General features: G+C 50.4%; 1 protein-coding gene. It reads left to right on the forward strand.

Features of this window, described 5'->3' with window-relative positions:
- Positions 1 to 46: 46 nt before the first annotated feature.
- Positions 47 to 264, forward strand: a 218-nt coding sequence (locus tag RMT89_RS43640; protein WP_315889303.1) for a hypothetical protein, incomplete at its 3' end; no start/stop codon positions are given.

Below are 264 nucleotides of genomic sequence, written 5' to 3' on the forward strand. Positions count from 1 at the left end.
TGCTCTCATGGCTCGCACCAAAGCAGGGAGCGAAAACCTCCGTCCTGTGTTCGATGCTACCGGCAAGATCGTTGCATATGAGCGTTCGCTGGATGAGGGCAAACTGGCAATGCTGAAGCACAACACGCATCTTGGAATGATGATGGGTGCTTGGGCTGGTCGTATCGTTGAAGAACAGCTTGCAGGTGAGTTCAATACTCAGTTGATCGAGAAACTCTATGCTGATTGGTCGTCTGCAAAGGATCGGGATGCTTTTGTAGACAT

It is taken from the genome of Streptomyces sp. P17 (assembly GCF_032436805.1).
Lineage (GTDB): Bacteria > Actinomycetota > Actinomycetes > Streptomycetales > Streptomycetaceae > Streptomyces.